This is a genomic window from Brevibacillus brevis, assembly GCF_022026395.1.
Taxonomy (GTDB): domain Bacteria; phylum Bacillota; class Bacilli; order Brevibacillales; family Brevibacillaceae; genus Brevibacillus.
The window spans coordinates 3,651,979-3,678,333 of the sequence record NZ_CP041767.1 but is presented as its reverse complement, the minus strand read 5'-3'; the positions used below and the strand labels follow the sequence as shown (position 1 = coordinate 3,678,333).

Below are 26,355 nucleotides of genomic sequence, written 5' to 3'. Positions count from 1 at the left end.
CTGTCTATCGACATATACGGTAGGCAGGTTTTTTACTATGAGGATCGATAAGGAGAAATGAGTCAATGAATCTAGCGGATATGTCGATAAAAGAAATACGAGTGACGATGGAAAAGTTGGACGAGGTACCCAAAGATTTTTTACAATTGCTGAAAGAAGATAAAAGAGCGGGTGTACAGGCTCTGGCGAAGCAGGCAGAAGCAGCGCTTGCACGCCAAGAAAAGCTCGCGCAGATGTGGGCTGACATGACCGTCTATGAAAAAGCGATGTTTGATAAAGGCCATCAATACATATTCGGGGTAGATGAGGTCGGACGAGGACCATTGGCTGGACCAGTTGTCGCGTGTGCCGTGTGCCTGCCCAAGGATTTTTACTTGCCAGGCCTGAATGACTCGAAGAAGATACCTGTATCCACTCGAGAGGCTTTTTGCGAAATCATTCAAAGAGATGCACTTGCTGTGGGTATCGGAATTGTCGATGCAGCAAGAATCGATGCGATCAATATATTAGCTGCTACAAAAGAGGCGATGAAGCTGGCAATCCAGCAGGCAGGGAAATCTCCAGATGCATTACTGATTGACGCCGTACAGCTAACCGGAATGGATTGCGAGCAGGTTCCGATTATCGGTGGAGATGCCAAGAGTGTCTCGATTGCGGCCGCATCGATTGTAGCGAAGGTCACCCGTGATCGATTGATGGCCCAGTATGCCGAACAATATCCAGCCTATGGCTTTGACAAACACGCAGGCTACGGCACTCCTGAGCATCTGGCAGCAATCGCCCGATTTGGACCTACGCCGATTCATCGCAAGACATTTACTGGTGTAAAAGAACACGCATAAAAAGGGCTAGTAACATACCGCCCACAGGAGGAGGATCTGCATGTTTTCCCCGTCGCAACTTATTCAATCATTCGTGCAAAAAGCACCCATATCCGCTCCGAAGCCGGTTGAGCTTACTCCCGGACAAGTGTTTAAAGGCACGGTAATCAAGCATTACCCGGACAATATGGCGCTCGTACAAGTCGGGGGAATGCAGGTTCAGGCTAAAATGGAAGCAAGTTTGGAAGCGGGCCAAAAAGCTTGGCTGCAAGTCCAGCCATCAACAGGTGTCGTCACGCTGAAGGTTTTGGAAAGCGTCGGGGAAGGAGCAGGCAAAGAAGCATCTCTAGAAGGGCTAATGCGCTCACTGGGGATTGCCGATACAAAAGAGAACAAAGCGATCGTGCAAGCGCTGCTTGGTGCCAATCTGCCTGTGAATAAGGAGACAATACAAGCTTTTTCAGCTGTTGCGCAGCGATTAGGTGTAGACAATGCCACTATTGAGGCATTCATGACTGCCATGAAACGAAATTTGCCACTGTCTCCCGATACAATCGCAGGGCTCAAAGCTTTTTTATCGGACAAGCCAATGGGTCAACTCATTCAGAACCTGCTGCAGCAAGCCTCGCTCTTTTTAGAAGGAGAGGGCCAGCCTTCGCAGATGACGGGTCAAGTTCCTCAAAGCCAATCACAGCAAGTCCCCGGACAAGCTAATGCGGCAACGGGAGATGTCAAACAGCTTGTTAGTCAGTTAAAAGATAAGTTGACGGGACTCTCTATACTTATCGCGGGCAACGATGGTGCAGACGAGGGACTGGCGGTCAAACAAATGCCACAAGGAAATCAGCCCAATCAAGGTGCTTCGCAGAATGCGACTGGAGGAAACCAGACACAGCCCCTGCTTGCGCAGAGCGGTCAGCCTTCATCGCAAATGCAGACATCTCCCCAACCATCAACGGTGGTTTCCAGTAACACGCCAACGCCATCACAACCTGTTTCGCCTAATGCTTCTACTGCTACAGGGACAGTACCTGCACCAAACACCGCCGGTAAACAGGTAGACTCGTTGCAAAACGCTATGACCGGAAAGAGTAATCAATTGATGTCTAACCAGACCAGTAGTCCAAGCATCGATTCAAAGATTGCTCGAAACGAGCCATTGCCTACTCCTCAGTCAATACAGATGAATCAGGAGCCGGTCCAAAACAAGCAGATGGCGGAGCAAAGGGCAGTAGTGAACGACGCGGGGCAAAAAGTCATGCCACAAATGGTGTCGCAAGCATCTGGTGCAGTGAATGGCGCCACAGCTGCTAACCCGATTGCTGAATTGTTTCGTCATTTAGGCGTAACCCACGAGAGAGAATTGATGGGACAGGCATTTTCACAAGGGGCAAACGATTCGCATTCATTAAAGCAGATGGATACAGTCAAATCCCTCTTGCTGCAAATCAGTCAAGCGCCAGCTCAGGCAATCCCAACCGCCTTGCGTGAAGCAGCAGATCAACTGCTGCAACAAGTGACCGGACAACAGTTGATGATGGTACAACCCTCTAACCTGGCTTTGTCTCAAATCGTTATGCAAATTCCGATTCGCAAAGATGAGGGGGATGAGACCGCTTTCGTCCAAATTGAATCGAAAAAGAAAGGCTCTGGACAGCTTGATCCGGAGAACTGCCGTCTTTTCTTTCATTTGGAACTCCAAAGTATGGGGACAACCATGATTGATGTAAGTATCGTGAATCGAATCGTTAACTTGCAAATATTTAACGATACGCCATGGGTGGAAGCACTCATTCAAGGGTCCAAGGATCGTTTTGCTGATCAATTACAGGATGTTGGTTACCATCTATCGGCTATGCGTGTGCAGCCAGTCCCGGCCGATCGCGGGAAGTCGACAAGTCCGATCCAAACCAAAGGCCCCATTCTGGCTGACTATAAAGGGGTGGACCTTCGCGTATGAAGCCGCCATCCTCATCAGAGCAAAAACGAAAACAGGCAGTTGCACTAAAATATCAGGCGGGTACCATGGAAGCGCCAAAGGTTGTGGCAAAAGGCAAGGGGTACGTGGCTGATAATATCCTGAAGACAGCGAAGGAGCATGATATACCGGTACAGGAGGATCCATCACTTGTAGAGGTTTTGGGCAAGCTGGATTTGGATCAACAAATACCCCCGGAGCTGTATCAAGTTGTGGCAGAAATCCTTGCTTTTGTCTATCGCATCGATAAAGGCGGAGGAACCAAATCATGAGTGATCGCCGCCGTCTTCTTGGTCAAAGAGGAGAACAGCTTGCTGAAGGATATTTAGTGAACAAGGGTTTCCTCATTGTTGATCGAAATGTTCGAACAAAACGTGGGGAAATGGATTTGATTGCTCGAGACGGTAATTGCTTGGTTTTCATTGAGGTTCGAACGAGAAGCAGCCAATTTTTTGGAACAGCGGGCGAGTCCATTACGTGGAAGAAGAAACAGAAGCTGCGTGAGCTTGCCATCGAATACTTGCAAAAAGCCTCACAGCCAATCCCGGTCTTTCGTTTTGATGTCATTGCGATTTACACCGGTACATCAACGCAAGGTGGAGACTTCACGAACCCAGTCATTGAGCATTATGAGAGTGCTTTCTAAGAAAAACGGGCTCTTGACCGCGGATATATTGGGGATACGTCTACAGCATCAGTCGCAGAGCCAGCGTACTATGTACTGTACTCGACGCGATGAAACTCCTCCAAGCATCAATATCCGCTTTCCGGCTCAAAAGCTGGGAAGCATTTTTTTTGATGAAACGGATTGATTCGCACGGACAAGCCCATCACTAGTATCACTGTTGCTTTTGAATCCCGGGATACCAACAATTATTTAAAAGAAAAACAAATGTTTTTCAAAAAAATATCCAATTTGGTGTGACATTTTTCCATCTCATTCGTCAATAGAAGTATAGGAAATAATTTGGAGGTAAAAAACATGAAAAAGATTAAGAACAGTTTAATGAAAAACGTCTCCTTAGCGGTAGCAACTATTTGTACTGTTCAGTTTTCAGTTGCAGGCATTGCTTCTGCCCAAGTCACGACACCACAACCTATTGCTTATAGTATGGTAGCAAGCACTACAGGCCTGAAAGCAAACGTAGGCTCAGTGAATGTTACGATTGGGGATACAGAAACCATTCGCCTTACTTATAATGGCAGCCCTATCGATAACGCATTGGTTGATTGGGAAATTGGCAGCTCCAGCATCGCTTCTGTCAGCAATGGGGTTGTTTACGGTAAGAAAGTAGGAACGACTGTTGTTACTGCTAGATACAACGGTTATCGTGCTACCGTTAGAGTGACTGTTGATAGAGCACAGACTCTCGAAGCTACGAAAACAGAGGTTTCTGTTAAAAAAGGTAAAAAAACAAACGTTAGTTTGAAATTTGCGGGCAGCAGTCTCCCTGGATCAAGAGCAACTTGGAAAACCGCAGATAAATATGTCGCAACTGTTGATGATGGTGAAATTAAAGGTGTAGGCGAAGGAAGCACAGTCATTACTGCGAGCTACAAAGACCAAGAGGTAGAAATCCGCGTTGATGTTGAAGGCGGCGGAAATTCAGACGGTAAGCTAGAAGCAGATGTTACCAAACTGAAAATGGAAAAAGGCGATAAAGAAACAATTAAGTTGACGTATGACGACGATAAACTTTCTGGATCAAAAGCAACCTGGAAAACTTCGAAGTCCTCTGTAGCAACTGTAAATGATGATGGTGTCGTTACGGCAAAAGGCAAAGGTACAGCAACGATCACTGCAAAATACAAAGGCTACGAAGTAGAAGTTGATGTTTATGTAGATACTGACAGTTCCGGTAAACTGGAAGCAGATGAAACCAGCATCTCCCTGAAAAAAGGCGACAGAGACACGATTCAGCTAAGATATGATGATGAAAAATTGTCTGGATCAAAAGCAACCTGGAAAACATCCAACTCCAGCGTGGCAACAGTTGACGATGGTGTCGTTACGGCAAAAGGCCAAGGAACAGCTACTATTACAGCATCATATAAAGGCGATAAGGTTGAAATTCGTGTAAAGGTCGATTACAACAACTCTGGTAAACTGGAAGTAAACGACAGCACTATCTCCTTGAAAAAAGGGGAAAGAGAAACATTAACATTGAAATATGATGGTTCCACCATTAGCAACTCGAATGCATCTTGGTCCACATCCCGATCCTCAGTTGCAACAGTAAGCAGCTCTGGTACGATTACAGCAACAGGTAAAGGTACAGCGACCATTACTGCTCAATACAAAGGCGAAAAAGTAGAAATTGAAGTGACTGTTGATGGCTCCTCCTCAGGAAGCCTGGAAGCAGACGATACGAGCATCACCTTGAAAAAAGGCGAGAGAGAAACTGTAAAACTGAGATATGATGGCGACACAATTAGCAATTCAAAAGCATCATGGAAAACCTCTAAATCTTCTGTAGCAACCGTTACCAGCAGTGGTACGATTACAGCAAAAGGTAAAGGTACAGCAACCATTACAGCTACGTATAAAGGCGAAAAAGTAGAAATTGAAGTAAAAGTAGACAGCAAAAGCTCAGGCAAGCTGGAAGCAGATGACACAAGCATTACCATTAAAAAGGGTGACTCCGAAAAAATCAAACTCACCTATGATGGCGATGACATCAGCAGCTCTAAAGCAAAATGGAAGTCCTCCAAGTCGTCCGTAGCATCAGTATCCAGCAGCGGTTCGGTAAAAGGTAAAAAGAAAGGTAAGGCCACTATTACTGCTGAATATAAAGGCTATGAAGTGGAAATCGAAGTAACGGTAAAATAATAGTTGACAAGAAACTCGCTGAATCGTTATTGGTTCAGCGAGTTTTTTTCCCAGAGAAGGGGTACCTTGTTATTTGTTGTAGGAGGAGGAATGAATCTTGAGAGAGATCATCTTGGAAAAGTTAAAAGAAATCGAGCAAGCGCACGAGTTGAAAATATTGTTCGCTGTTGAATCAGGAAGCCGGGCATGGGGATTTCCGTCCAAAGATAGCGATTATGATGTACGTTTTGTCTATGTGAAGAAGCCGGAATGGTATTTGTCCATTGACGACAAACGGGATGTTGTGGAAGTACCGATCAACGACCTATTAGATATAAACGGCTGGGATATTCGAAAAGCACTCAAGCTATTTCGAAAATCGAATCCGCCCCTACAAGAATGGCTTGTATCAGACATTGTTTATCTCGATACACTTGGCTTTCGGAATGAGCTGCTAAGGTTGCAAGGGGAAGTATTCTCGCCAAAGGCTTCCTTGCATCATTACCTCAGTATGGCCAAAGGGAATTTTCGGGACTATCTGCAAGGTGAGCAAGTCAAAATCAAAAAATACTTTTATGTGTTACGCCCGATCCTCGCATGCATCTGGATCGAAACGTATCATACGAATCCTCCCATTGGATTTGATCAGCTAGTTGGAGAGCTAGTAACAGATTCTATACTAAAAAGTAAAATTTCTGAGCTGCTCCAAAGAAAAATGGCTGGGAATGAGTTGAATTTGGAGCCAAGAATCGAAGAGCTTCACCGTTTTATTGAGGAACAAATAGGGCGTCTGACTGCACTGGCGAGCCAATATACAAATGATTTGGAGGACCCAACTGACAAGCTGGATGAGATATTTCGGAATTATTTACAGAAGGCGTGGATTATCAGTTAGTCATGATGGAAACGTTACGATATATAGGGAGGTACAAATTTTCATGCAGGATCATATCCGAAAACATATACAGCAACCTCTCGAAATTCATTTTGACCAGCCAGACAAACCTTACGGCTGCTTCTCCAACTTCTCCTATCATCCAATAGAGTTGGAAGGGGAAATATGGACAACCTTGGAACACTATCTGCAAGCCAAAAAAGTTTTAGGGACTGCCCTAGAAAAAGAAATCATGCGCAAGGCATTACAAGCAAAAGTGGAACAGTATCCTGTCATTCGTGAAATTCTGCTCTCTACCGGGGATGCAGCCTTAATCGATCGTTCGAGTAACGATCCAAACTTACTCGGAAAATTGTGGATGGAAGTACGTGAAAGCTTAGATGGGTATCAACCGCATTTCTATTTGCCGCCATGGATTGAGTTTCCAGAAGAGCATCCATATAGTTTGTTTTGGCGGATGGGATTTGGTGAGGACTATGTCATGCATTATTGGCCGTGGCTAGAGGAAATGAGTGTGGATGCTAGGAATGAGTATGACGCTTATTTTCCGGTACCAGAGGAATGGCAGTTTGAAGATTTCGATGAGGAGGAAGAATGAAGCTATTGTTTATTTGTAGCAGAAATAAATGGAGCTTGACGGCAGAAAAGATTTTTCACGGGATCAATGAATATGAAGTTAGATCAGCAGGTACTTAACCGGTACCTAATGAAGCCATTAATGCAATAGTTTTATCTTTCTGTGGTGTTAGTTTCATATAAGCTGGTGATACTGCGATTGCATTCACCAATGCCGATGAACCTAGTTCAGAGATTATAGCCCCTGTAACAGCCTCTGTAAAAGATTGCGAAATCGATTTATTACTCTCAAACTTGGTATCACCTTTAGAGAGATTAGCTGCGGCATCGTAATAAACATCTGCAGTTGACGTACCTACTGCAACGATTTTCCCCGCTGTTCCTGGAAGAGTTGAATCACAAATAATGCTGCTTAACATTTTTTCAGCTGCATTATTTGTAAGTGTTGAAAGCGAAGCACTAACTGAGGCTTCACTACTTGCCTCACCCCATGTCTTTTCCGTTTTAGCAGGAATTGGTGGACCATGCATTGCTCCCGTGTTATTTGATGTTTGGGTACTACTAGTTTTCGGTGGGATCGGTGGACCGTGCATTACTCCTGTGTTATTTGATGTTTGAGCTTGTTTAGGCACCGTAGCTGCTAAATTTCTTGCCGCTTCGCTAATGTCAACTCTATCTACACTAGCTTTTTGGACGGATGATTTCGATAAGTTTGTATTGCTTTGTTGAGCGCGGCTAGAAGCTATAGACGATTTTTTTGCTTCTGCTTGGGCTTTTGCCTCTAAAGCTTGACGGCGTTCTAATCTTGCATCTCTTCTGTCCTCATTACGTTCGCTTCGAGATAACCCCATAAATACTACTCCAAATACTTACAATTTAGCTTCAATATATTACTATCAACCTTATATCTTGATAAAGTTTAATGTTTCGACATTTTTTCACTTTTTTGACAATGCGTTTCCTAGTATTACTATTTCATTTGACATTTACTCACTCGCACGATTCGACAAAACATGTAAAATGGTATTTCAAATTACGAAAACTATGTGACAGATATACTATTTTCGTGAATTTTTCATCTTGTTTTTTTAGTAAAGAGACCAGATATGCTATCGTTACTTAAGCAGATAATAGTTGAATACCAGTCTCTTTAAAAGAGACGGGTTAGTTAAATTCTAAGGCTAGAAAATATAAAGGGATTTTCTTTAACTATTTTGTCAATTAGAGAGTCTCTTACTGTAGCGTCCACGCCTAGATGAACATTGTGTTCAACATTCATAATTTATTTAGCGTCAAAAAAGTAATCCACGATCCAATGCTCGGTAACGAATCGCTTCAGCTACATGTGCTACCTCTACGTTGGAAGCTCCATCTAAATCAGCGATAGTTCTTGCTACTTTGACTATCCTGTCGTAAGCTCGGGCACTTAAACCGAGAGTCTCGAAAGCTAACTGCAGCATCTCCTGTCCTTCCTTATCTAGTTGAGCAAATTGACGGAGCTCTTCACCATTCATCACACTATTAAAAGGACATCCCGGACGATAGTGGTATCTTTCACATTGGACAGCCCTCGCTTGTTCTACTCGCTGCTGAATGTCTTTTGAGGACTCCTCTGCTGTTCTGTTGTGAAGAAGTTGAACGGGTACTCTCGGCACCTCGATGTGCAGATCGATGCGGTCTAGCAAGGGACCTGAGAGCTTTGAGCGGTATTTGTAGATTTGCTGGGGGGAGCATGAGCAGGTTTGCTTCTCTCGAGTACCGAAGAATCCACAAGGACAAGGATTGCACGAACCGATTAACAGAAACCGAGCAGGAAAGGTAAAAACCTGCTTAGATCGTCCAATTGTAACAACTCCTGATTCAAGCGGCTGACGCAGTACCTCTAATACATGCCGAGAAAACTCTGGCATCTCATCCAGAAAGAGAATCCCACCGTGAGACAAGCTACACTCTCCGGGACGCGGGATTTGCGCACCGCCGCCAATTAGGGCAGTAGCTGTAATCGTATGGTGCGGGGAACGAAAAGGTCTCTCCTCGACAAGCCCACTCTCCCGCTTTAATTGACCAGCAATACTGTATATTTTCGTCACTTCGTATGATTCATGAATAGTCATGTTCGGCATGATACCAGGTAGGCAAGTGGCTAAAAGAGTTTTCCCTGAACCTGGGGGCCCCACCAATATCACATTATGAAACCCAGCTGCTGCAATCTCCAAGCCACGTTTTACAAATTGCTGTCCGTAAACATTGGCAAAGTCCGGAGGCAGCTGGTTTGCCGTTGTCTTGCCTATCTCTGATTCGAGAAAAATCAAGTTTGAGTTTTTACTATGAAGTCCTTTTTTCCAATAGTTCACGGCCTCTTCCAGATTACTCGCAGCCAATACGGTAATGTCGACGAGCCGTGCTTCAGCTGCATTTTGTTTGGGGAGAATCACGTGAGTAAATCCTGCATTTTTAGCTTCTAGCAGGATGGGGAGTACACCCGTTACAGGGCGAAGAGAACCATCTAATGCCAACTCTCCTAGAACAAGGATTCTCTCTGGTCTAGGGAGCATTTGCTTCGAGGCTAGTAAAATTCCAAAGGCAATAGCAAGGTCAAAGCCTGAACCTTCCTTGCGCTGGTCTGCTGGTGCCAGGTTGACGGTGATCCGCTGCATTGGGTAGTCGTAGCCTGCGTTGCGCAAGGCAGCACGAACACGATCTCTCGCTTCTTTTACTGCTGAACCGCCCAGTCCGACCAAATCGAATTGAGGCAAACCATTTGCTATGTCTGTTTCTACAGTGACGACCATTCCGTCTATGCCGAGCACCGTGCCTGAATAACTGCATGCGTACATGTTCTCTCCCCCTCTGGTTATAGGGTAGGAAAAGATAGAGGGGGTGGGCAAGTAATTTGGAGCTTTTGCCTAAACGTTTATGTCGAGAGCAATTCTTTAATGGCTTCTTTGTAAAGCAACAACCGCTCATGGTCTTTTGGTTTTGGATCTGGAATACGGCTCAAGTCACAATTATCTTCCAGATCTGCCAATTTAACAAGCCTTGCTATCGGGTTACGTTTTGCTCTTTTGACAAATTCCATATAAGTTTCGTCTTCATCTCTGGTAACAGCTAATACAGCCTCGACAATCTCATTTGAAAACCCCGCTTGAAATAAATCTTCTTTCGTTACCTCTGTGTCTTCCAGTACATCATGGAGGACAGCAACGATCATCGATTCCTTGCTTGGCATCTTCATCATTATCCTTAATGGATGAAGTATGTAAGGATTTCCACCTTTATCAAGTTGTCCAGTATGTGCATTGGTTGCAATTACAATCGCTTTTTCTAACGTACTCATCAACACTTCCCCTTTTCTAATGAACTGCCGATTTTATTGAACATTATTAAAAAGCCCACTAGACACTCACCACTTAATAACTTAGTTCCACCAGCTCCCCACACCTTTCTGGAAAACTTTCACTCCAGCAGTTATACTTCAATTAAACAGCTAAGGAGTTGATTCTATTTGAATTTCAAGGTTGATCCCCATCAAATTTCCATCCACTACGAACATGCTGAGCCTGTTCATATCGACTGGGACGAAGTGTACAGTGTCTCTTACTATAAAATCGATTGCATTGAGTATGAAATGGGTTATCTCGTTTTTGACTTGGTATTCGGCGAGTTCATCGAGATTAATGATAGTGATAAAAATTGGGAAAAAATCGTAAATGACCTCGAAAAATACTTACCTTCGCAAACAAGCGATTGGAGGCATTCATTATGTAGTTGGTCGATCGACGACGGTATTCTTTATCTTTATGAAAAAGCGTAAAATCGAAGGTGAACTGGATTGAAAATTTTTGAACGCATTTCCTTTTACAGCGACCTGGACCTTATCACTTTATCCAACGATTTAGAACGGGTATGATTGCTGAAACCCTTTGAATACGATGGGGAAAACGATAACTTATGATCAAGACCACATATTGACTACGAACAAGACAAATACAATACGGTTTTTGTTATCTCCGTCCTGATTCCAAAATATCTAGCCGCCTTACCATGGATACCTCCATCGTGACAACTACGCACTCACTCTCATTCACCCTTTACCTCACTGCTTTCTCTTCAATTCATTCAGGAGTTCAATGATCCGTTGGTTTTGATCCACTTGCGTTACGATGTTCTGGTTCAGCCTCCGAATCGCGTCGTAGATTGCAAAAAGTCCTGTCAACAGTAGAAAAGCAAACAACAAATCCATACCACTTTCACCTCCTTACTATGCTCATTGGTACAAAAAAGACCCGCGTTCGACTGCGAGTCTTTCCCATGCTGTGTGCTTCCTCTCGAGCAAGTCGAGCTACTTCTGATAGACAGAGATATACTCTTTTTGCACATGATCTGCTAACCAAACGAGCTCATTTCCATGGTAAAACCTCACACCATCTTGCCAAGCTTGCCTCGCATCGATTCGTAAAAGTACGGGATGATCGTCTCGTCTTTTCCCAACCTGCTGTGCTGTTTGGACGTCTTCAGACAGATGCACATACTGTCTTCCTTTGGGAACAAGTCCGCTTGCCAAAATAGAATCAAGGAATCTTTGTGGCGTGCCGTGAAAAAGATATTCAGGCGGTTCTTTTTCTTCCTTTTGAACCTTTTGCGGCACTGAATGCCCATAGAGTGCGCGAATTTTACCTTGATTGATCTCATGGCGCTTTTTTTCTGATAACGCAATCATCGTATGTAGATCTTCTTCGGTAACCGCTCGCCACTTGCGCTGTTCATGAAGGGCCATAAGCAATTGCTTGATAGGTACCCATCCTTGTTCGTCTAATTCAAGTTCATATTCATGTGGGGCATGACGAAGCGCATAGGACAGTTCTTTACTCAATTTTTGATAATCCATACACTCATCTCCCATTACAGGTCATAGCCACTTCTTTACACAAAAAAGTAACCAAGACTCACGATTGAAGCAATAAATAGGTGAACGATGAAATTTCCTGTTAGTCGAATCCAGAGCTGTTGGCTTTTCATCGTCCAAAATCCATAAAGGAGAGCAACGATCAAGTAAGCCAGAACATAAACGAGAAACACCAGACTGTTCTCCTTTTTAGGCCATTTCTTTTTTTATGTTCGCAATTAGCTTGTCAGCGTTGTTTTCATCGTTATCAAACATAACCAGATCCTGCAAGGCAATCCCTTCCACGGATTGAATTGCTGTGGACATCGAATCGGCCAGTTGCTGCATATCAGCTTTGTCTGCTATTTCAACATCTAGAACCAGTACAAGTTTTTTCTTCATGGTGAAAATCCTCGCTTTACGATAAGTATGGATAGTGCGATCGAGCCATATCATCCCCATTATACAAAATAATCCGGCATACATGTACTTTCGCTTGCAGATTCAAAGATTGGAGTATCACCAGGAGTAGCCGAGTTTGTTGAGAGAGAGAAAGGCCGAGTTAAAGAGTCAGGTAAAAAAATTAATGAATATATAACTCAAAGTAATAAAAAAACTTATCGTGACTTTACATATAAGGAAAAACAAGCGATTGATAAGTATATGAATAATGTAACGTATCAAAATGATCGTATACTAAAAGCAAAGGTAGATTGGGAAGCCGCTAACCGAATAGGTGATAAAGATGGAAAGGAAAAAGCAAAAGCAGTTGCTAAAGATGCACGAGAAAAAGGCGGTATGTTAAGTAGAGAGACAAGTATAGATCGTATTAAAGAATTGAATGAAAAAATACAAAAAGAAAAAGAAAAATATAGAGAGGCAGAAAAAATCAAAGACAAAGCAAAACGAGAAAAGACTCAAGACGAAGCGCATGAACGAGCTAACGCATATAGAACCCAAGGTGGTACTTTAAAATAAATGAATGGTAATTGCCAGCTTTCATTTCAAGTGAAGTTGTTAATATAATTATCATAGTAAACGAATACTGACTTTCTGGAGGATATTAAATGAAAATGCCACATCATCTAAGAATCATGATTCAATGTTTTTTTGTGGTGAGTTTTCTGTTAGGTTGCTCCCAAACTAACGAATCAGTTGAGGCAACTGAATTCAAAGAATATAAAAATAATAAGTTTTCGATATCTTACCCAGTAGATTGGGCGGTTGTTGAGAATCCAAAGGACGGCAGTGTTGCGTTTAAATCCCCAAAGGAGAGCAATGAAGATTTACATACAGAAAATATTATGGTGATGTCGACCACATTGCCTGTTGAAGCTCGGTCGCCTATGGAAAACTATAAAAATGGAATTATTGAGAAGATGAAGAAACAGTCTCCTGGGTTTGAAGTTCAAAATACTTCTAATCTAACTATTAATGAACTTTCAGCTCTTGAGATCCTATTTAAAGGAAAACGAGATAATGTAAATATAGCCTATAGACTAACTTTTTTGGTGAAAAGTAAAACGGGCTTTGCAATAGGATTTGCATGCCAGGATGGAGATCTTGCCAAATACGCTTCGACAATCGATAAAGTGACAAACTCCTTTAAAATATTGGAATAATTTATGGTTTTATAACAAATAGTAAAATGTCCCTTCAAAAGTAAGGGATATTTTCTTTTTAAACTTCAAACGATTTTATAGAAGTAACAATTATTCAGGCTGAAAATTCGAAATCAAAATTTCCCTTTTGTAAGTGTACTCTAAAAAATCTCTACATTAATGTATCTAAGTATCTCTCGATAATGACTCTTTGTTCTTCGGGTGGGATCCTGCGCCCATGTTCCCATTCGTATAGAGTGCGCTCACTTATTCCTAAAAGCGCAGCAAATTCTCTCTTTGTGTACCCATTGTACAAGCGCGCTTTAATAATACGTTCCCTTAAAGTTGATTCAAGATCGACCAAGTACATCTGTTTTGCTGTACGTGCTGCTCTAAGACGGCCACCAGGACTATCATCTTTCATGTCCATAAAAGGGGAGAATAGTTTTCCTTTTTGAGTGATATTTCAAGGGTGTTATCTTCAACCTTGTCCTTCTGGATTCTTCGGTACTCGAGAGAAGCAAACCTGCCCATGCTTTCCTCAACAAATCTACAAATACCGCTCAAAACTCTCAGGTCCTTTGCTAGACCGCATCGATCTGCACATCGAGGTGCCGAAAGTACCCGTTCAACTTCTTCACAAAGAAAAGCAGAGGAGTCCTCAAAAGACATTCAGCAGCGAGTAGGACAAGCGAGGGCTGTCCAATGCGAAAGATACCACTATCCTCCGGGATGTCCTTTTATAAGTGTGATGAATGGTGAAGAGCTCCGTCAATTTGCCCTACTAGATAAGGAAGGACAAGAGATGCTGCACATGTAGCAGAAGCAATTGGCTACAGAGCCTTGGATCGAGGGCTACTTTTTTAAACGTGAGGGATTTTAAAATGCTAGATAGAATGGAAAATCCAATTCCTTTAGCAGTAACTACCTTGCGATAGCGAGCAATCCATAAGAAAAAAAGATCCATACGATCAGCAATGATCCAATAACGGCATTTCGCCTATAATCCTTGTTATTGACAATTTTCTTCATAATAAATGTAAAGTTAACAAAGAACAAAATAGCCAGAATAGGGTTAAGGTACAAAGCAGTTAAAACAATGAATCCCATATTATTCACCTCATCCAAATTATACCATATCCCGCTGGATGATTATCAATATATGCAGTTTAAATCAGTATCCAGATCATGCTCCTTCTTTGTTCCTCGACTATTTTGCCTTTGATGCACACAGTTTGCTTTGCTGCATGGTCACGTCTGCAAAGATGTCAACGCCTGTCCAAATGTAAATAGTCAAGTTTTAGAACAGAATCGTTTAGTCTGTATGTGCCTCATAAATGAAAACCTAACACATACAGACTAACCGCTTCACTTTCAATTCAGTAACAGTAAGTAATTTTGAAACATAACCCTACACAATCGTAACTACATAAAACGCAAACTCCCCGCATTCACCACTATCCCAAGGCCGACAATACTTCACTGATATCGACGTCATTCCACGCCGCAAAGCTTGAAAAGATATCACCTGATGCCCCTCTTGCCCAATACGAGCAGGCGAAGATGGGGGAACAAAATGATTCGCATGCAACGATAAAAAGCGAGCATCCACTGGATTAGACAAGTCCCACTGGTAACCGGTTGAGGGATTTGCCGCTAGCGTAATCGTGAACAAGTGGCCTTCCTGCACTTGCAGTGTAAACGTTGAAATCTTGACCACTGCCTACCTTCCTCCCTTTGGATGAGGACGATACCCATTTTTCATACGATATGAAAAAAGCTCTATAGCTGCTAACGACGGAACAAGCAGTAAAATTTTAATTTTTTATTTATATAACGCGTAACGCGATTCAGAACAGTTTACAAGTTGTGGAATTACTTGATACATCTATCATTTTACGGAAATATAACGATAGAAAATAGGCATTGTACATACAATGTTCCTAATTAATTTGAAACAATTAGTATGATCTGGAAAGGAATATGCAAGATGCTGGCGAATAAGTAGGGACAAAGACATAAATTGTCGAAATGTCTGCTGATATTTGTAATCTTTATTACCTAGTTATTGTTATGACTAGAAATATCCACAGAGAGTAGAATTTCTTTTGCTCGTGCATGTAGGTACATTTCCCGGCACTTCCATGGTTCAGAATATCTCGCATGGAAGAAGCTTTTTCTTTGTGTTCATACTTGCTAGGAAAGGGAAAGGAAAATTGATGGAGAGCATTGCAGAATTATTTAAGAAAAAAGAATACTACCACGCATTTCAGCCAATATGTCAACTTCCTGAGAAAAGTAGGATAGGGTATGAAGTATTACTTCGCAGTAAAGCGGGGATCCATCCAGAGGCATTGTTTTCTTTGGCGAAGGAAAACAAAATGCTGCCAGAACTCGACTCCCATTCCCTGCATTATGCGCTCTTGACTTTTTTTCATTCGTCGACTGAACACAAAAACGAGCTTTTATTTGTGAATATTTTTCCTTCTACCATAATAGAAGACACATTTCCTGGGTTCATTCAAAAGATCGCTCGTACCTTCCGTCCCTATTTAACCCAAATCGTATTGGAGATCAACGAATCGATTATGGAAGGGGAATGCTGGAGCGAACCCATTTTTACGCGACGCATAGCTGAATTGAAAAAGCTGGGTTTCTTAATTGCGTTGGATGATGTCGGAGATGGCGCAAACATATTCAGTAAAATTGAAGATATCTCGCCAGATTACATCAAGATTGATCGTTTTTTTTCGCAAAAGCTCTCGAGTTCATTAGAAAAGCAAAAGACTGTAAAACTGTTTGTCGATTTTTGCAAAGATGCACCTCAACTCATTCTCGAAGGAGTTGAAGAAGAAGAGGATTTTGCTTGTGCTTCTTTATTGGGCGTTGCAATCGGCCAGGGATACTTGTTTGGTAAACCAGGCAGTTTGCCGGACGAATAAGAAGGCAATGCAGAATTGGAGGAATTTTTATGGCTAGTGATAACAACGTATATTCTCGGAAAGCAACGCTTTCCTTAAAAATATCCGAGTTTGAAGTCCCTCCGATGCAGGATTTGTTGATCATCGGACGGAAAGCACCAATTGGTCCTGAGGCTGTAAGGAGAATGGCGGATGCACTTTCTCCAGAGCAATTTACATTACTAAAGATGAATCATCCGAAGATTGAGGCAGTCTTGTTAAGAAATACTCTTTTGCAAATGATTGATGAAAAATTATTGATGAAAATTATTCTGGAAGAGGCAGAGCGTATGATTAGCGACTCTATGGTTCTGCGATCTGAATTGAAAATAGCACTGTCTGTCCAACGAGAGGTGGATCTATTATGAACATCTCCGACATCATGACGACGACGATTTGTACCATCACCTCTGACAAAAGTGTCTCTTATGCGGCGGAGCGAATGAACGAATCTCATGTTGATTCGTTAGTTGTCATGGATCACGGAGAGGTGCTGGGAATGGTTACGACAAGAGACGTGCTGTCCGCTCATCCTAACCGAATCGTTGCCGATGCCATGAGCAGTCACCCGTTCTACCTGTCTGCCAACCACAATGTTTGGGAGGCTTATCACGCGCTTCATCAAGAACAAAGTGGTCTGGCTTTGATCAAGGAAGAGGATCAACTAATCGGATTCATCACAAAAGAAATCGTAGAGATGAAAATAGCAGAATATCGAGACCCATTATCGGGTTTGTATCGCGCTCCCTACATTCAGTTTATTGGGGAAAATTTTTTAAAGGAGCGTAAACCGTTCCATTTGCTTTTTATCGATTTGAACGACTTTGGCCGAATTAATAAGCTGCATGGCCATCCATTCGGGGATGATGTCATCCGCACCTATTCATCGGTTCTTTCTTCTCTGGCTGAAGAACAGGGGGATTACTTATGTCGTTATGCAGGGGACGAGTTTGTTTTGATCTCTACGATTTCCGATGAACAGATTCAGGAATACATTTCGCTTATTACACGTCCAACAAACGTTCTTGAGATCTTTGTATCTGCAGCTGTTGGGCATGTAAACGGGTTTCAAACCCCAGACTTTTTCGATAAATCTTGGCGGGAATTAATCGCTGAAGCAAGTTTAGGCTCCTCAGCTGCCAAATTATCCAAAACAATTACTTCCACAGTAGGATAGGAAAAGTATAGTTTGTTAGCAATGCGCATACACTTTTGGACAGGTTTAGATCCTTCTTTGCAACCGATTATTTTATGGTACGTAATATATATTGTGAAAAGATCGATATGAGGAGGAAATGACATGATCGTAACTACTACCAGCATGATCCAAGGAAAAGAAGTGGTGGAGTATTTGGATATCGTCAGCGGAGAGGTAATCATGGGCGCAAACGTAGTCCGTGACTTTCTTGCAGGAATTACGGACATCATCGGAGGCAGAAGTGGCTCGTATGAGAGCAAGCTCTCAGAAGGGCGTGAACTGGCCTTGCGTGAAATGAAAGAAAAAGCACGGGCATTGGGTGCAAACGCAGTGATTGGGGTTGATCTCGACTTCGAAACATTGCGGGAAGGTATGATGATGGTTATTGCCACAGGCACAGCTGTCCGTGCAAAGTAAGCCGGTAAACACCCGGCTTTCTTTTTTTACGGAAAAGCGGTCCACATACATAGCAAGCAAGGAGCAGTGAGCATGCAGGTACAAAAAACTCTTCAGGATTTATCGAATAGAATAAACACCCAACCACAAGGGATCACTGGATTACATGCTGTGTACCATTTTGTCCTAAGTGGAGAAGAGGGTGGCACCTACGAGGTGGTTTTATCCGATAATCAAGCGGACTATTCAATGGGTGTGACAAGGGAAGCGGGCTGCAAACTGGAGTTGTCTGACCAAGATTTTGTTAAGCTCGTAGAGGGACGCTTGAATCCCACCGTTGCTTTTGTAACGGGTAAGCTAAAAATTAGCGGAGAAATGGGACTTTCGTTTAAATTGCAAACAATCTTGCATCACTATCAATCACGAAAATAACGAAAAAACTAGTCAATTCTTAAAAGGTTGCGTTAAAATATGACCAAACAATGACACCTACTCTAACACAAAACGAGGGGAAACATGCGCCATATTTGTTCATTGATTGCGATGGTAAGCCAACTGGAAGAACAATCTGTGCGTTTTGATTTTTATCAAGAAATCAGACGACCCAAGCCAGAACGTCAGTTATTAAAGCATCATGTACAATTACCGCGTCATTATTTCGATTATTTAATTCATTCAGGAGTATTGGAAGTGGAAACAGATGCCCCATATCAGCCGGGGAAGACTATGCCTGCTTCCATTGGTATGAACATACGCTCGCTCGGTGGAAACGTATTGTTTGACATGTGCTTTGCTCCGCAAACATATAAATTGTGGCAAAACACAGATGCAAGCATAGAAGACCTTTCCCTACCTGCTGATATATTTGAAGAATATGTCTATCGCTTAGGCGCCATCAGTCGTTTTCGCTATTTAGGCCGAATTGACGATCCTGTAACAGCAACAAAACTTGGTGAGAACGACATGATTGAATTCAAACGCGACTTTCTTTATTCAAAGACGGGGATTATTAAGTCTATTGTGGCGTTTGCGAATTCAAACAACGGAAATTTATTTTTAGGCATTACAGATGAGGGGACAGTGTGCGGGATTGATCATGAGATCGAGCAGTACGGAGACCCGGACAAATACATCCTGGCCATTACGCAATACATCCAAGATAAGACGTCACCGTTTGTAACCCCATTTCCAAAAATTTCGTTGAAAAAAATAGATGGGAAAACAGTGGTAGCTATCTTTGTCGAAGCCTCGTCTGATTTGATCTGTGGTTTGGACAAAAACAATGAAAAGTATGTGGTGATTCGTACGAACAATCGCTCCGTTGTCGTGAAAGATCCGCACCAAATTGGTGAAATTTACGTGAAACGAAAGCTAGGCAGTGAGATCAGCCGTCGATTGGGACTTCTGTAGCGTTATCTTACAGGAATACACGAGGAGGGTTACTGCGTGATAGCGTCTTTACGTACGTGTCTACTGGTTATGATGGTGAGTAGTTTGTTCGTCACTGGCTGTGCACAGTCAGGCAAGGTTTCTGACGACATGAAAGATCATATCGAGAAAGAGCTTGGTGCGGTTGAAAAAGTAACGGTGATGTCAACGGATGGACAGGAAGTATTATTGGACTTGCGCTTGTTTTTGCAAGAACTGTCCGGACAAGGACAAGATTTACAAGTATCATCGGAGGCTTTAAAGCAAGAAGATGTACGTTTCACGCTCGTCCTTTATCGAACACAGCAGGCGCCACTCGTCGTGACAGTGGGTGAGTCGGCAAGTGAGTTTGGGGGACACACGTATCGTGGAGCGGGGGCCAGCTATTTTTATCAGTGGGTAAACAAGTTAACTGGAAAAGGAGTGCTCTCACAAAAAATTCAGAGCGTGCGTTTATCGGCAGAGGACCTTGGGCAGGCGCGCGTGTTGAACGAATCAGAAGCAGAATACATCAGGAAAGTAATGGGATCGGCAGTCCCGGAGGTGGACACGCGCAGCAAGCAGTATCCACTCTACCCGAACTATCAGATGAGAATGAATTCTGCTGACAGGCCAGTTGAAGTGGCCATTTTAACGCCGACGCTGATTGCGGTTCCTTTTGGGAGAGAAACGTTTTTCTTTCACGTGGAAGGTAGTCTCTTTTCGCGGTTAACGGAATGGATGCCGCCAAGCAATCGTAAGGACGACAAGATTGACCCGTTATTTAAATCTACACGGATTCGCGTCACAGCAAATGGCGAAATGAATGTCCAAGACACAAAGTTGGATGTCACCCAAACGACAATCGAGCAAGGAATTGCCCATCAATCTGTCCGATTGCTAAAAAATGCCGATCCACTAAATGTTCCACCCAAAAATCCGGGACAAAAACAATACGAACTTCATTTTTTGGTGAATGATATCGATCAGAGAATGGAAGTATATCCACGTTACTTTAAGTATGACCAAACTTGGTATATTCAGGATGAACTCGCTGAAAACGTGTGGAAATTGTTTCAATCTCTACGAAAATGAGGGATTTCCTCATGAAGTTTCGCATTTCTGGTCACGATAAAAAGAACATATTACTACCACTTTTGCAGTTTTTGTCGTAGAATAGTTACGTTGCACTGATAGTGGAGGTTATGACCGGAAAAAGACAGACGTCTTTGAACCGGTCTAAAAGCCTGCCGATCTTTATCTGCCATAGGAGGATGGAGAATGAACATTCATGAGTATCAAGGTAAAGAGATACTTAAGCAGTACGGTGTAAAAGTTCCTGAAGGACGCGTAGCTTTCACAGTGGAAGAAGCTGTAGAAGCAGCAAAAGAACTGGGCACCCAAGTAAACGTAGTAAAAGCGCAAATTCACGCTGGTGGCCGTGGTAAGGCTGGCGGTGTAAAGGTTGCAAAAAATCTTGATGAAGTTCGTACATATGCCAGCGAAATTCTTGGCAAAGTACTGGTTACTCATCAAACAGGTCCAGAAGGTAAAGAAGTTAAGCGCCTTCTGATCGAGCAAGGCTGCGACATCAAGAAAGAATACTACGTTGGTGTAGTTGTTGACCGTGCTACTGGAAGTGTTGTAATGATGGCTTCCGAAGAGGGCGGTATGGACATCGAGGAAGTAGCAGCAAACACTCCAGAAAAAATCTTCAAAGAAGTAGTTGATCCAGTAACAGGTCTGAATGGCTTCCAAGCTCGTCGCCTGGCTTACGCAATCAACATTCCAAAAGAATTGATTAACAAAGCTGCCAAGTTCATGATGAGCTTGTACCAAGCTTTTGTTGATAAAGATGCTTCTATCGCTGAAATCAACCCACTGGTTGTTACTGGCGACGGTGAAGTAATGGCACTGGATGCGAAACTGAACTTCGACAGCAACGCTCTCTATCGTCACCCTGACATCGTAGCTCTGCGCGATCTGGATGAAGAAGATGAGAAAGAAATCGAAGCTTCCAAGTTCGATCTGTCCTACATCGCACTTGATGGTAACATCGGTTGCATGGTAAACGGTGCAGGTCTGGCGATGGCAACAATGGACATCGTGAAATTCTACGGTGGAGACCCAGCTAACTTCCTTGACGTTGGTGGCGGAGCTACTGAAGAGAAAGTAACGGAAGCGTTTAAAATTATTCTCCGTGACGAAAAAGTAAAAGGTATTTTCGTCAACATTTTCGGCGGCATTATGAAATGCGACGTTATCGCAAACGGCGTAGTGAATGCAGCAAAACAAATCAAATTGGACAAACCTCTCGTTGTACGTCTCGAAGGTACAAACGTAGATTTGGGTAAGAAAATCCTCAATGAGTCCGGTTTGAACATCGTAGCTGCAGAATCTATGGCGGATGGCGCTGAGAAAATCGTATCCTTGGTGAAGTAAGATATTTCGAGTAGATACGTAAAAAAAGGTGGGAAAATTACGCGATGAGTATTCTCGTTAATAAAAATACAAAAGTAATTACGCAAGGGATTACGGGTGCAACTGGTCTGTTCCACACTCGCGGAGCCGTTGAATACGGTACACAAATGGTGGGCGGTGTAACACCTGGTAAAGGTGGAACCGAAGTTGACGGTATTCCAATTTTCAACACAGTTAAAGAAGCGGTTGAAGCAACTGGTGCAACTGCATCCGTTATCTACGTTGCTCCTCCTTTCGCTGCTGACGCGATCATGGAAGCAGTTGACGCTGAACTGGATCTGGTAATCTGCATTACAGAAGGTATCCCAGTTCTGGACATGGTGAAAGTTAAGCGTTACATGGAAGGCAAGAAAACCCTTCTCGTAGGTCCTAACTGCCCTGGCGTAATCACTCCAGGTGAGTGCAAAATCGGTATCATGCCTGGTTACATCCACGTTCCAGGTAAAGTGGGTATTGTTTCTCGCTCCGGTACCTTGACTTATGAAGCAGTTCACCAAACTTCTACTCGCGGCCTTGGTCAATCCACAGCTGTAGGTATCGGTGGAGACCCAGTAAAAGGTATGGAGTTCATCGATGTACTGAAAATGTTCAACGAAGATCCAGACACTGAAGCAGTTATCATGCTGGGAGAAATCGGTGGTACTGCGGAAGAGGAAGCAGCAGAGTGGATCGCTGCTAACATGAAAAAACCAGTTGTAGGCTTCATCGGCGGACAAACTGCTCCTGAAGGAAAACGTATGGGCCACGCTGGTGCGATCATCTCTGGCGGTAAAGGTACAGCTGCTGAGAAAATCGCGAAGCTCGAAGAATGCGGTATTCGCGTAGCGAAAACACCTGCTGTTATCGGTGAAACACTTGTTGAATTGCTGAAAGAGCGCGGTATGCTCGAGAAAGTAATGGGCAAGTAATCAGATAAGACAGAAGTGGACAGGCTTAGGCTTGTCCACTTTTTTATTTTTGAAGCAGCCTCTTTCTTTCGATAGAATAACTTTCAAATGCTATCCGCTGTGACAATTGTGGTCGGGATGAAGGAGGATTTTGGTGTGGAAAAGGCGAAGCTCGACGAGAGAGACTGGTTGTATGTGTTAACGATGATCTCGGGTTTGGGAAGAAAGAAAATCCGAGAGATGTTTGAAATCACAGGTTCTTTTCAGATTGCCATCGAAAATTGGCAGGAACTGGCTCGTGAGCTCAGATTGACTCCTTTGATCACTGGGCAGGTTGACAAGCAAAGCAATGAAGCTTCAGCTATGGCATTATTGGAAAAGCGTGAGGAAGAGGGAACGCGCTTTTTATGTCCTTTGGACGATGCTTATCCTGTTTCGCTCCGCAATATTCCCGATTCTCCGTTGATGTTGTTTTATCGTGGCGATCACACATTATTGGATAAATTGTCGATTGGCGTTGTTGGTTCGCGCAATCCGACACCATATGGAAGAGCGAGCTGTAGCTTTTTTGTCCGAGAGCTGGTACAAGCAGGTCTTGTCATTGTCTCTGGGGTAGCATATGGAATTGATGCAGAGGCTCACCAAGCTACCTTGAAAGCAGGTGGTAAGACTATAGGCGTACTCGGTTGCGGAATGAATCATGTTTATCCTTCTCGACATCGAGAGCTTTATCGTGAAATTGAATCTTTTGGCCTACTCCTCAGCGAATATCCTCCACATATTCCCCCTGTTTCTGGATTATTTCCAGAGAGAAATCGCATCATAAGTGGACTTTCTATCGGTGTATTAGTGGTGGAAGCAGCAGAAAAAAGCGGATCGTTGATTACGGCAGACTGTGCACTTGAGCAGGGCAAGGAAGTTTTTGCAATTCCTGGACCGATTTTTTCATTGATGAGTGCGGGGCCGCATAACTTGATCAAACAAGGAGCAAAGTTAGTAACGTGCAGTAGCGATATATGGGAGGAAATCAAGCATCATCTTCCCGAAGCAGAGCAGATGCAGCAGGTGGAAAAAAGCAAGGCAACCGATGATGTTCCCTTATCTAATGAAGAAAAAGCGATTGTGGAAGCCGTAACCTATGATGGGATTCATCTGGATGAGTTAATGAGCAGCTTAGAAAAAGACCAACGCAGGATGCTCCATCAGCTGGTCATTCGTTTGGAAGCAAAAGGAGCCATCGTGGCACTTCCTGGCGGTTATTTTGCACGGCGATAGCATATCCGCTAGCTTTTTGGCAATGCCTAGAGGCACAAGTGTTTGACAAACCGGATGAGGGTATTTAATAATAGGGAAGATTCCTTACTAAAAGGGGAGGAAAAAAATGGCTGATACGCTAGTAATCGTAGAATCCCCTACGAAGGCCAAAACCATTGGAAAATACCTGGGTAGTAAATATATCGTGAAAGCGTCTATCGGGCATGTGCGCGATTTGCCGAAAAGTCAAATGGGTGTAGACGTTGCACATAATTTTGAACCCAAATACATAACCATTCGCGGCAAAGGCGATGTATTGAAGGGCTTAAAAGATGCCGCTAAAAAAGTAAAAAAAGTATATCTCGCAGCCGACCCGGATCGCGAAGGGGAGGCAATTGCTTGGCATTTGGCACAATACTTGGGGCTCGATTTGAATCAGCCACTTCGTGTGGTGTTTAATGAGATTACCAAAGATGCTATCAAAGAAGCGTTCAAGCATCCACGACACATAAATATGGACTTGGTAAATGCTCAACAGGCACGTCGCATTCTCGACAGACTCGTGGGGTACAATATCAGTCCAATTTTATGGAAAAAGGTTCGAAAAGGCTTGAGTGCCGGACGTGTACAATCTGTTGCGGTAAAGCTTATCATGGATCGTGAGCGTGAGATCCAAGAGTTTATCCCGGAAGAGTATTGGACGATTGCAAGTACATTGATTAGCGACGGTAAAGTAATTAACGCGAAATTCTATGGTTATGGCGATGAAAAGGTGGAACTTCATTCGGAAGATGATGTAGCAGCGGTATTAAAACGAATGAAGAACAAACCATACGTGGTACAAAAGGTAACGAAACGTGAGCGTAAGCGCAACCCTGCACCTCCTTTTATCACGAGCTCTTTACAGCAAGAGGCAGCGCGTAAGCTGAACTTCCGCACGTCTAAGACCATGCGGATTGCTCAAGAGCTCTATGAGGGGATCGACGTTGGCAATAAAGAAGGCGCAGTTGGTTTGATCACCTATATGCGTACAGACTCTACTCGCCTATCTGTAACGGCGCAGAACGAAGCAAGGGAATACATACTTGAGAAATATGGTCCAGACTATGTGTTAACTGAGCCACGCAATCAAGTGAAAAACGAGAATGCTCAAGATGCTCACGAAGCGATTCGTCCAACAGGTGTGATGCGTACACCGGATGAAATCAAGGAATACTTGTCGAGAGATCAGTTGCGCTTGTATCGATTAATCTGGGAGCGTTTCCTTGCCAGTCAAATGTCATCTGCTGTTCTTGATACGATGAGCGTAGATATTGACGCAGGTGGAGTTACCTTCAGAGCAACAGGATCAAAAGTGAAGTTCCCTGGATTTATGAAGGTATATATTGAAGGAAACGATGATGGTGCAGAAGAAGAGAGCTTTCTTCCACCTATTGAAGAAGGACAAATCCTGGAACAAAAAGAAATCGAGCCGAGTCAGCACTTTACACAGCCACCACCTCGATTCTCCGAAGCACGCATGCTTAAAACGATGGAAGAGATGGGGATTGGACGCCCGTCTACCTATGCGCCTACATTAGAAACCATTCAAAAGCGTGGCTACGTGTCATTAGAGGAGAAAAGGTTTGTCCCGACCGAGTTGGGCGAGATTGTGATCACGCTTGTCGAAGAGTTCTTCCCGGAAATTCTCAACGTAGAATTCACTGCCCATATGGAATCGGGCTTGGATAACATCGAAGCAGGAACCACCAATTGGGTGCAAGTGCTGGACAATTTTTATCAAGACTTTGCAAAGCGCGTAGTTGTTGCAGAAGAAGAAATGAAAGAAGTAGAGCTGAAAGTCGAAGAATCGGATGAATCATGTGAGCTTTGCGGCCGTGTGATGGTTTATAAGCTTGGTCGATTTGGCAAGTTTTTAGCTTGTTCCGGATTCCCGGATTGCCGTAATACGAAGCCGATTGTAAAAGAAATCGGCGTAAAATGTCCGCAGTGTGAAACCGGAGAGATTATTGAACGTAAATCTAAGAAGAGTCGTATTTTTTACGGCTGCAATCAATATCCGGAATGCGATTTTGTATCGTGGGACAAACCGATTGCCAGACCTTGTCCAAAATGCTCCAGCATGCTCGTGGAGAAAAAGCGCAAAAAGCAAGGAGTTAGCATTGTTTGCACCAAGTGTGATTATCAAGAAGAAGCAGACTCCTAGA

General features: G+C 43.3%; 32 protein-coding genes and 1 pseudogene. 24 read left to right on the top strand and 9 right to left on the bottom strand.

Annotation, left to right across the window (positions count from 1 at the left end; translation table 11 throughout):
- Positions 1-65 precede the first annotated feature (65 nt).
- The 8 genes and pseudogenes from FO446_RS17510 to FO446_RS17475 form a co-directional block, all read left to right on the top strand.
- On the top strand, positions 66-842 hold the full coding sequence (locus FO446_RS17510; protein WP_173608047.1) for a ribonuclease HII: 777 nt from the start codon (positions 66-68) through the stop codon (positions 840-842).
- Between the two features lie 40 nt (positions 843-882).
- Entirely contained in the window at positions 883-2,781 is a 1,899-nt protein-coding gene (locus tag FO446_RS17505) for a polyadenylate binding domain-containing protein (protein ID WP_237898633.1), read from the top strand.
- Complete coding sequence (locus FO446_RS17500; protein WP_173608045.1) at positions 2,778-3,071, top strand: EscU/YscU/HrcU family type III secretion system export apparatus switch protein; 294 nt, start codon at positions 2,778-2,780, stop codon at positions 3,069-3,071. The genes FO446_RS17505 and FO446_RS17500 overlap by 4 nt, the downstream gene beginning before the upstream one ends.
- Positions 3,068-3,445: a YraN family protein gene (locus tag FO446_RS17495; RefSeq protein WP_221868381.1), complete on the top strand. Its 378-nt coding sequence runs from the start codon at positions 3,068-3,070 to the stop codon at positions 3,443-3,445. Before FO446_RS17500 ends, FO446_RS17495 begins: the two co-directional genes overlap by 4 nt.
- A 336-nt stretch (positions 3,446-3,781) precedes the next feature.
- Positions 3,782-5,629 (top strand): Ig-like domain-containing protein, encoded by a 1,848-nt coding sequence (locus FO446_RS17490; protein ID WP_237898631.1) that lies wholly within the window; start codon positions 3,782-3,784, stop codon positions 5,627-5,629.
- Positions 5,630-5,726: 97 nt separating this feature from the next.
- Positions 5,727-6,503: a nucleotidyltransferase domain-containing protein gene (locus tag FO446_RS17485; RefSeq protein ID WP_237898628.1), complete on the top strand. Its 777-nt coding sequence runs from the start codon at positions 5,727-5,729 to the stop codon at positions 6,501-6,503.
- Between the two features lie 43 nt (positions 6,504-6,546).
- Positions 6,547-7,101: an NADAR family protein gene (locus FO446_RS17480; RefSeq protein WP_237898627.1), complete on the top strand. Its 555-nt coding sequence runs from the start codon at positions 6,547-6,549 to the stop codon at positions 7,099-7,101.
- A pseudogene (locus FO446_RS17475) lies at positions 7,098-7,196 on the top strand (protein tyrosine phosphatase); the annotation flags it as partial. The gene FO446_RS17480 and the pseudogene FO446_RS17475, both read left to right, overlap by 4 nt.
- On the opposite strand, the gene FO446_RS17470 reads toward FO446_RS17475, so the two are convergent.
- The 3 genes from FO446_RS17470 to FO446_RS17460 form a co-directional block, all read right to left on the bottom strand.
- A complete protein-coding gene (locus FO446_RS17470) occupies positions 7,196-7,930 on the bottom strand; it encodes a hypothetical protein (RefSeq protein ID WP_237898625.1) in 735 nt (244 codons plus the stop codon). The pseudogene FO446_RS17475 and the gene FO446_RS17470 sit on opposite strands and share 1 nt — an antisense overlap.
- Positions 7,931-8,371: 441 nt before the next feature.
- Positions 8,372-9,916 (bottom strand): YifB family Mg chelatase-like AAA ATPase, encoded by a 1,545-nt coding sequence (locus FO446_RS17465; RefSeq protein ID WP_237898623.1) that lies wholly within the window; start codon positions 9,914-9,916, stop codon positions 8,372-8,374.
- Positions 9,917-9,993: 77 nt separating this feature from the next.
- Positions 9,994-10,416 (bottom strand): HD domain-containing protein, encoded by a 423-nt coding sequence (locus FO446_RS17460; protein WP_237898615.1) that lies wholly within the window; start codon positions 10,414-10,416, stop codon positions 9,994-9,996.
- A gap of 168 nt (positions 10,417-10,584) precedes the next feature.
- Between FO446_RS17460 and FO446_RS17455 the strand changes: the two genes are divergently transcribed.
- Positions 10,585-10,893, top strand: coding sequence for a hypothetical protein (locus FO446_RS17455; RefSeq protein ID WP_237898613.1), 309 nt, complete (start codon positions 10,585-10,587; stop codon positions 10,891-10,893).
- A 282-nt stretch (positions 10,894-11,175) separates the two neighbouring features.
- Here the strand turns inward: FO446_RS17455 and FO446_RS17450 are convergent, their stop codons facing one another.
- The 4 genes from FO446_RS17450 to FO446_RS17435 all read right to left on the bottom strand — a co-directional run bounded on the left by FO446_RS17450 (position 11,176) and on the right by FO446_RS17435 (position 12,366).
- Positions 11,176-11,322: a hypothetical protein gene (locus FO446_RS17450; protein WP_237898611.1), complete on the bottom strand. Its 147-nt coding sequence runs from the start codon at positions 11,320-11,322 to the stop codon at positions 11,176-11,178.
- Between the two features lie 99 nt (positions 11,323-11,421).
- A complete protein-coding gene (locus FO446_RS17445; RefSeq protein ID WP_237898610.1) occupies positions 11,422-11,967 on the bottom strand; it encodes an RNA 2'-phosphotransferase in 546 nt (181 codons plus the stop codon).
- Between the two features lie 35 nt (positions 11,968-12,002).
- On the bottom strand, positions 12,003-12,158 hold the full coding sequence (locus FO446_RS17440) for a hypothetical protein (protein ID WP_173608039.1): 156 nt from the start codon (positions 12,156-12,158) through the stop codon (positions 12,003-12,005).
- Between the two features lie 16 nt (positions 12,159-12,174).
- On the bottom strand, positions 12,175-12,366 hold the full coding sequence (locus FO446_RS17435; RefSeq protein ID WP_173608040.1) for a hypothetical protein: 192 nt from the start codon (positions 12,364-12,366) through the stop codon (positions 12,175-12,177).
- A 261-nt stretch (positions 12,367-12,627) separates the two neighbouring features.
- Here FO446_RS17435 and FO446_RS17430 point away from each other — a divergent pair, with 261 nt between their 5' ends.
- Positions 12,628-12,942, top strand: a complete 315-nt coding sequence (locus FO446_RS17430; RefSeq protein ID WP_237898609.1) for a hypothetical protein — start codon at positions 12,628-12,630, stop codon at positions 12,940-12,942.
- A gap of 89 nt (positions 12,943-13,031) precedes the next feature.
- Positions 13,032-13,586, top strand: a complete 555-nt coding sequence (locus tag FO446_RS17425) for a PsbP-related protein (RefSeq protein WP_237898608.1) — start codon at positions 13,032-13,034, stop codon at positions 13,584-13,586.
- A gap of 151 nt (positions 13,587-13,737) precedes the next feature.
- Here FO446_RS17425 and FO446_RS17420 read toward each other — a convergent pair whose 3' ends face one another.
- A complete protein-coding gene (locus FO446_RS17420) occupies positions 13,738-13,989 on the bottom strand; it encodes a helix-turn-helix domain-containing protein (protein WP_260507185.1) in 252 nt (83 codons plus the stop codon).
- Positions 13,990-14,023: 34 nt separating this feature from the next.
- Here FO446_RS17420 and FO446_RS17415 point away from each other — a divergent pair, with 34 nt between their 5' ends.
- The gene (locus tag FO446_RS17415) at positions 14,024-14,251 is read left to right on the top strand and encodes an ATP-binding protein (protein WP_229088086.1); all 228 of its coding nucleotides are present in this window, start codon (positions 14,024-14,026) and stop codon (positions 14,249-14,251) included.
- Complete coding sequence (locus tag FO446_RS17410; protein ID WP_229088237.1) at positions 14,236-14,385, top strand: hypothetical protein; 150 nt, start codon at positions 14,236-14,238, stop codon at positions 14,383-14,385. The genes FO446_RS17415 and FO446_RS17410 overlap by 16 nt, the downstream gene beginning before the upstream one ends.
- 591 nt (positions 14,386-14,976) lie before the next feature.
- Here the strand turns inward: FO446_RS17410 and FO446_RS17405 are convergent.
- The gene (locus FO446_RS17405; protein ID WP_173608031.1) at positions 14,977-15,285 is read right to left on the bottom strand and encodes a protease inhibitor I42 family protein; all 309 of its coding nucleotides are present in this window, start codon (positions 15,283-15,285) and stop codon (positions 14,977-14,979) included.
- A gap of 499 nt (positions 15,286-15,784) precedes the next feature.
- On the opposite strand from FO446_RS17405, the gene FO446_RS17400 reads away from it, so the two are divergent.
- The 11 genes from FO446_RS17400 to topA all read left to right on the top strand — a co-directional run bounded on the left by FO446_RS17400 (position 15,785) and on the right by topA (position 26,354).
- Entirely contained in the window at positions 15,785-16,507 is a 723-nt protein-coding gene (locus FO446_RS17400; protein WP_221869172.1) for an EAL domain-containing protein, read from the top strand.
- A gap of 29 nt (positions 16,508-16,536) precedes the next feature.
- Positions 16,537-16,893: a hypothetical protein gene (locus FO446_RS17395; protein WP_017249346.1), complete on the top strand. Its 357-nt coding sequence runs from the start codon at positions 16,537-16,539 to the stop codon at positions 16,891-16,893.
- Positions 16,890-17,702 carry a CBS domain-containing protein gene (locus FO446_RS17390; RefSeq protein WP_237898607.1) on the top strand — a complete coding sequence of 271 codons (813 nt, stop codon included), beginning with the start codon at positions 16,890-16,892 and terminating at the stop codon, positions 17,700-17,702. The genes FO446_RS17395 and FO446_RS17390 overlap by 4 nt, the downstream gene beginning before the upstream one ends.
- Before the next feature lie 123 nt (positions 17,703-17,825).
- Positions 17,826-18,140: a YbjQ family protein gene (locus tag FO446_RS17385; protein WP_237898603.1), complete on the top strand. Its 315-nt coding sequence runs from the start codon at positions 17,826-17,828 to the stop codon at positions 18,138-18,140.
- A 72-nt stretch (positions 18,141-18,212) separates the two neighbouring features.
- On the top strand, positions 18,213-18,551 hold the full coding sequence (locus FO446_RS17380; RefSeq protein ID WP_221869171.1) for an SCP2 sterol-binding domain-containing protein: 339 nt from the start codon (positions 18,213-18,215) through the stop codon (positions 18,549-18,551).
- An 84-nt stretch (positions 18,552-18,635) separates the two neighbouring features.
- Positions 18,636-19,529 (top strand): AlbA family DNA-binding domain-containing protein, encoded by an 894-nt coding sequence (locus FO446_RS17375; protein WP_221869170.1) that lies wholly within the window; start codon positions 18,636-18,638, stop codon positions 19,527-19,529.
- Positions 19,530-19,565: 36 nt separating this feature from the next.
- Positions 19,566-20,621 carry a hypothetical protein gene (locus FO446_RS17370; RefSeq protein ID WP_232773274.1) on the top strand — a complete coding sequence of 352 codons (1,056 nt, stop codon included), beginning with the start codon at positions 19,566-19,568 and terminating at the stop codon, positions 20,619-20,621.
- A 186-nt stretch (positions 20,622-20,807) separates the two neighbouring features.
- Positions 20,808-21,968 (top strand): ADP-forming succinate--CoA ligase subunit beta, encoded by a 1,161-nt coding sequence (gene sucC, locus FO446_RS17365; protein ID WP_016743310.1) that lies wholly within the window; start codon positions 20,808-20,810, stop codon positions 21,966-21,968.
- Positions 21,969-22,012: 44 nt separating this feature from the next.
- Complete coding sequence (sucD, locus tag FO446_RS17360; RefSeq protein WP_015891769.1) at positions 22,013-22,915, top strand: succinate--CoA ligase subunit alpha; 903 nt, start codon at positions 22,013-22,015, stop codon at positions 22,913-22,915.
- 135 nt (positions 22,916-23,050) lie between these two features.
- Positions 23,051-24,169: a DNA-processing protein DprA gene (gene dprA / locus FO446_RS17355; RefSeq protein ID WP_237898602.1), complete on the top strand. Its 1,119-nt coding sequence runs from the start codon at positions 23,051-23,053 to the stop codon at positions 24,167-24,169.
- Between the two features lie 106 nt (positions 24,170-24,275).
- Positions 24,276-26,354, top strand: a complete 2,079-nt coding sequence (gene topA, locus FO446_RS17350; protein ID WP_221869167.1) for a type I DNA topoisomerase — start codon at positions 24,276-24,278, stop codon at positions 26,352-26,354.
- Position 26,355 lies beyond the last annotated feature (1 nt).

Coding starts and splice junctions, on each gene's coding strand:
- FO446_RS17510 (WP_173608047.1), top strand. CDS start 66: ATGAATCTAGCGGATATGTCGATAAAAGAAATACGAGTGACGATGGAA.
- FO446_RS17505 (WP_237898633.1), top strand. CDS start 883: ATGTTTTCCCCGTCGCAACTTATTCAATCATTCGTGCAAAAAGCACCC.
- FO446_RS17500 (WP_173608045.1), top strand. CDS start 2,778: ATGAAGCCGCCATCCTCATCAGAGCAAAAACGAAAACAGGCAGTTGCA.
- FO446_RS17495 (WP_221868381.1), top strand. CDS start 3,068: ATGAGTGATCGCCGCCGTCTTCTTGGTCAAAGAGGAGAACAGCTTGCT.
- FO446_RS17490 (WP_237898631.1), top strand. CDS start 3,782: ATGAAAAAGATTAAGAACAGTTTAATGAAAAACGTCTCCTTAGCGGTA.
- FO446_RS17480 (WP_237898627.1), top strand. CDS start 6,547: ATGCAGGATCATATCCGAAAACATATACAGCAACCTCTCGAAATTCAT.
- FO446_RS17470 (WP_237898625.1), bottom strand. CDS start 7,930: ATGGGGTTATCTCGAAGCGAACGTAATGAGGACAGAAGAGATGCAAGA.
- FO446_RS17465 (WP_237898623.1), bottom strand. CDS start 9,916: ATGTACGCATGCAGTTATTCAGGCACGGTGCTCGGCATAGACGGAATG.
- FO446_RS17460 (WP_237898615.1), bottom strand. CDS start 10,416: ATGAGTACGTTAGAAAAAGCGATTGTAATTGCAACCAATGCACATACT.
- FO446_RS17450 (WP_237898611.1), bottom strand. CDS start 11,322: ATGGATTTGTTGTTTGCTTTTCTACTGTTGACAGGACTTTTTGCAATC.
- FO446_RS17445 (WP_237898610.1), bottom strand. CDS start 11,967: ATGGATTATCAAAAATTGAGTAAAGAACTGTCCTATGCGCTTCGTCAT.
- FO446_RS17435 (WP_173608040.1), bottom strand. CDS start 12,366: ATGAAGAAAAAACTTGTACTGGTTCTAGATGTTGAAATAGCAGACAAA.
- FO446_RS17430 (WP_237898609.1), top strand. CDS start 12,628: ATGAATAATGTAACGTATCAAAATGATCGTATACTAAAAGCAAAGGTA.
- FO446_RS17425 (WP_237898608.1), top strand. CDS start 13,032: ATGAAAATGCCACATCATCTAAGAATCATGATTCAATGTTTTTTTGTG.
- FO446_RS17420 (WP_260507185.1), bottom strand. CDS start 13,989: ATGAAAGATGATAGTCCTGGTGGCCGTCTTAGAGCAGCACGTACAGCA.
- FO446_RS17400 (WP_221869172.1), top strand. CDS start 15,785: ATGGAGAGCATTGCAGAATTATTTAAGAAAAAAGAATACTACCACGCA.
- FO446_RS17395 (WP_017249346.1), top strand. CDS start 16,537: ATGGCTAGTGATAACAACGTATATTCTCGGAAAGCAACGCTTTCCTTA.
- FO446_RS17390 (WP_237898607.1), top strand. CDS start 16,890: ATGAACATCTCCGACATCATGACGACGACGATTTGTACCATCACCTCT.
- FO446_RS17385 (WP_237898603.1), top strand. CDS start 17,826: ATGATCGTAACTACTACCAGCATGATCCAAGGAAAAGAAGTGGTGGAG.
- FO446_RS17380 (WP_221869171.1), top strand. CDS start 18,213: ATGCAGGTACAAAAAACTCTTCAGGATTTATCGAATAGAATAAACACC.
- FO446_RS17375 (WP_221869170.1), top strand. CDS start 18,636: ATGCGCCATATTTGTTCATTGATTGCGATGGTAAGCCAACTGGAAGAA.
- sucC (WP_016743310.1), top strand. CDS start 20,808: ATGAACATTCATGAGTATCAAGGTAAAGAGATACTTAAGCAGTACGGT.
- sucD (WP_015891769.1), top strand. CDS start 22,013: ATGAGTATTCTCGTTAATAAAAATACAAAAGTAATTACGCAAGGGATT.
- topA (WP_221869167.1), top strand. CDS start 24,276: ATGGCTGATACGCTAGTAATCGTAGAATCCCCTACGAAGGCCAAAACC.